This is a genomic window from Pseudomonas sp. PS01299 (assembly GCF_029960145.1).
In the GTDB taxonomy this organism is placed as follows: Bacteria; Pseudomonadota; Gammaproteobacteria; order Pseudomonadales; family Pseudomonadaceae; genus Aquipseudomonas; species Aquipseudomonas putida_A.
The window spans coordinates 1-2,851 of the sequence record NZ_JASCPO010000412.1; the positions used below are offsets into that span (position 1 = coordinate 1).

3 protein-coding genes are annotated in these 2,851 nt (G+C 63.0%); 1 reads left to right on the forward strand and 2 read right to left on the reverse strand.

Annotated features, from left to right (window positions below):
- Positions 1–214 precede the first annotated feature (214 nt).
- On the forward strand, positions 215–1,033 hold the full coding sequence (tcdA, locus tag QMX91_RS30435; RefSeq protein WP_003222099.1) for a tRNA cyclic N6-threonylcarbamoyladenosine(37) synthase TcdA: 819 nt from the start codon (positions 215–217) through the stop codon (positions 1,031–1,033).
- 102 nt (positions 1,034–1,135) lie between these two features.
- Here the strand turns inward: tcdA and QMX91_RS30440 are convergent, their stop codons facing one another.
- Together QMX91_RS30440 and QMX91_RS30445 are read right to left on the reverse strand one after the other, a co-directional pair.
- Positions 1,136–1,540, reverse strand: coding sequence for a SufE family protein (locus QMX91_RS30440; RefSeq protein WP_098967452.1), 405 nt, complete (start codon positions 1,538–1,540; stop codon positions 1,136–1,138).
- A complete protein-coding gene (locus QMX91_RS30445; protein ID WP_223008229.1) occupies positions 1,537–2,742 on the reverse strand; it encodes a cysteine desulfurase in 1,206 nt (401 codons plus the stop codon). Before QMX91_RS30445 ends, QMX91_RS30440 begins: the two co-directional genes overlap by 4 nt.
- Positions 2,743–2,851: the final 109 nt, after the last annotated feature.

The following is a 2,851-nucleotide window of genomic DNA, read 5'->3' on the forward strand; positions in this document are numbered from 1 at the left end:
ACTTTGTTATTCTGTTATAGCAATTCCCCGTGGCGAGGGAGCTTGCTCCCGCCGGACTGCGAAGCAGTCCGCTTTTCAAGGGCCGCTTCGCGACCCGGCGGGAGCAAGCTCCCTCGCCACAAGGCTTGCGCAAAACGGCGGCGTTCACCGTTCATAGCGTCAAAGATGCTCTTGGCCGCCGACGGCCCTATAATGCGCGCCGGTTTTTGGGGTAATGGTCATGAGTACAGAAGATCCGCGGTTTGCAGGCATCGCCCGTTTGTATGGCATCGAGGGCCTCGAGCGCCTGCGTGCGGCCCATGTGGCGATTGTCGGCGTCGGTGGCGTCGGTTCCTGGGCGGCGGAAGCCATGGCCCGCTGTGGCGTCGGCGAGATTTCGCTGTTCGACCTCGATGACGTCTGCGTCAGCAACGCCAACCGCCAGTTGCACGCGCTGGACAGCACCGTCGGCAAACCCAAGGTCGAAGTGATGGCCGAGCGTCTGCGCGGGATCAACCCGGATTGCACCGTGCATGCGGTGGCGGACTTCGTGACGCGCGACACCATGGCCGAGTACATCACGCCGAACATCGACTGCGTGATCGACTGCATCGACGCGGTCAACGCCAAGGCTGCGCTGATCGCCTGGTGCAAACGCCGCAAGATCCAGATCATTACCACTGGCGGTGCGGGTGGGCAGATCGATCCGACGCTGATTCAGGTCTGCGACCTCAACCGCACGTTCAACGACCCGCTGGCCTCGAAAGTGCGTTCGACGTTGCGTCGCGACTATGGCTTCTCGCGTACCGTGACTCGCCATTACAGCGTGCCGTGTGTGTTCTCCACCGAACAACTGCGCTATCCGAAACCGGACGGCAGCATCTGTTTGCAGAAGAGTTTTGTCGGCGACGGGGTGAAGCTCGACTGCGCCGGCGGGTTTGGCGCGGTGATGATGGTCACGGCGACGTTCGGCATGGTCGCGGCGACCAAGGCGGTGGACAAGATTGTGGCGGGTGTGCGGCGGCCGGCGGATCGGGTCAAGCCTCAGGTTTGATGCTGGGGCTGAGGGCCTCATCGCGAGCAGGCTCACTCCTACAGGGGGACGCATTCCAATTGTAGGAGTGAGCCTGCTCGCGATGGCTGCGAAGCAGCCGCTTTATTTAGCCAACTCATTCATCCGCTGGAGCACGGCATTCAAGCCATTACTGCGCGAAGGCGACAACTGCCGCGAAAGTCCCAGCTGATTGAACCACTCGGGCAAATCCACCTGCCGCAACTCGGCAGCGCTCAAGCCGTTGACCCGCAACAGCAGCAACGCCACCAACCCACGAATCATCCGCGCATCGCTGGCAGCGCTGAACTGCCAGTGACCGTCCTGCAACTCACCCACCAGCCACATTTGGCTCTCACAGCCATGCACCCGGTTGGCTTCACATTTGTCCGCGTCATCCAGCGGCGGCAGACGATCGCCAAACTGCATCAGCAACCGCGCCCGTTGTTCCCAACCTGCGGCATTCTGAAAGGTCTGCAGCGCTTCGGCAGCGGCGAGCGGCAGGCTCATCGCAGCAACTCCAGGGCCTGATCCAGCGCTTCGAAGAAACGCTCCAGATCCTCGGAGTCGTTGTACAGCGCCAGCGAAACGCGGATCGCCCCGGCCAGCTCAAAGCTTTTCAGCAACGGCATGGCGCAGTGATGCCCGGCGCGCACGGCGATACCTTGCTCGGTCAGCAAGTGCGCCAGATCGGCGTTGTGCACACCCTCGACGACGAAACTCGCCAACGCCAATTGCGGCTTGCCCAGCAGACGAATGCCGTTGCGCGCGGCCAGGCCTTGCAGCAGGTAGGCGTGCAGCGCCGCTTCATGGGCCGACACCGCGTCCTGATCCAGGCCAGCCAGATAATCGAGGGTCGCGCCGAGGCCGATCACGCTGGCAATCGGCGGCGTGCCCGCTTCGAAGCCCAGCGGGGCAGGGCGGAAGCGTGCATCGTGATAGTTGGCTTCCAGCACCATTTCGCCGCCGAACTGCCATGGCTGCAGTTGCTCAAGCGCCTTGTTGCGCCCGAACAGCACGCCGAGACCATCGGGGCCGTAAAGCTTGTGGCTGGAAAACACATAGAAGTCGCAACCCAGCGCCTGCACGTCGTGGCGACCATGCACCACACCTTGTGCGCCATCGACCACGGTCAGCGCGTTGTGCGCCTTGGCCATCGCCAGCAGCGCTGGCAGCGGTTGCCAGGCACCGAGCACGTTGGACAGCTGACTGACCGCCAGCAAGCGAGTGCGGGGGGTGATCAGACGCACGGCGGCGCCGAGGTCGATCACGCCGTCGGCGTCCAGCGGCAGGATCACCAGTTTCAGCTCGCGACGCTGTGCCAGTTGCTGCCACGGCAGCAGGTTGGCGTGATGCTCCAGGGCGCTGATGACAATTTCATCGCCCGGGTGGAAAAGATGTTCCAGGCCATAGGCCAGGAGATTCAGCGCACTGGTGGCGCCATGGGTGAAGATGATCTGCCCGCTGTCACCGGCATTCAGCCATTGGGCAACCTTGAGCCGACTGTCTTCGAACGCCTGCGTCGCGTGCGCGCCGGGCAGATGCTGCGCACGATGCACATTGGCCGCGCCGTTGGCGTAGTAATGCGTCAGTGCGTCGAGCAGGGCCTGGGGTTTTTGCGTGGTGGCGGCGTTGTCCAGATAGGTCTGGTCTTGCCGTTGCAGGGCGGCGATGGCCGGAAAGTCGGCGCGCCAGGGGGAGGGAATCATCACAGTTTTCAGCCCTGGTGAAGAGGGGCGGGATGTACGCCGAACCTTGTGGGAGCGGGCTTGCTCGCGAATGCGTCCTGTCAGTCAATAAGTTGCTGAATGACACTACGCC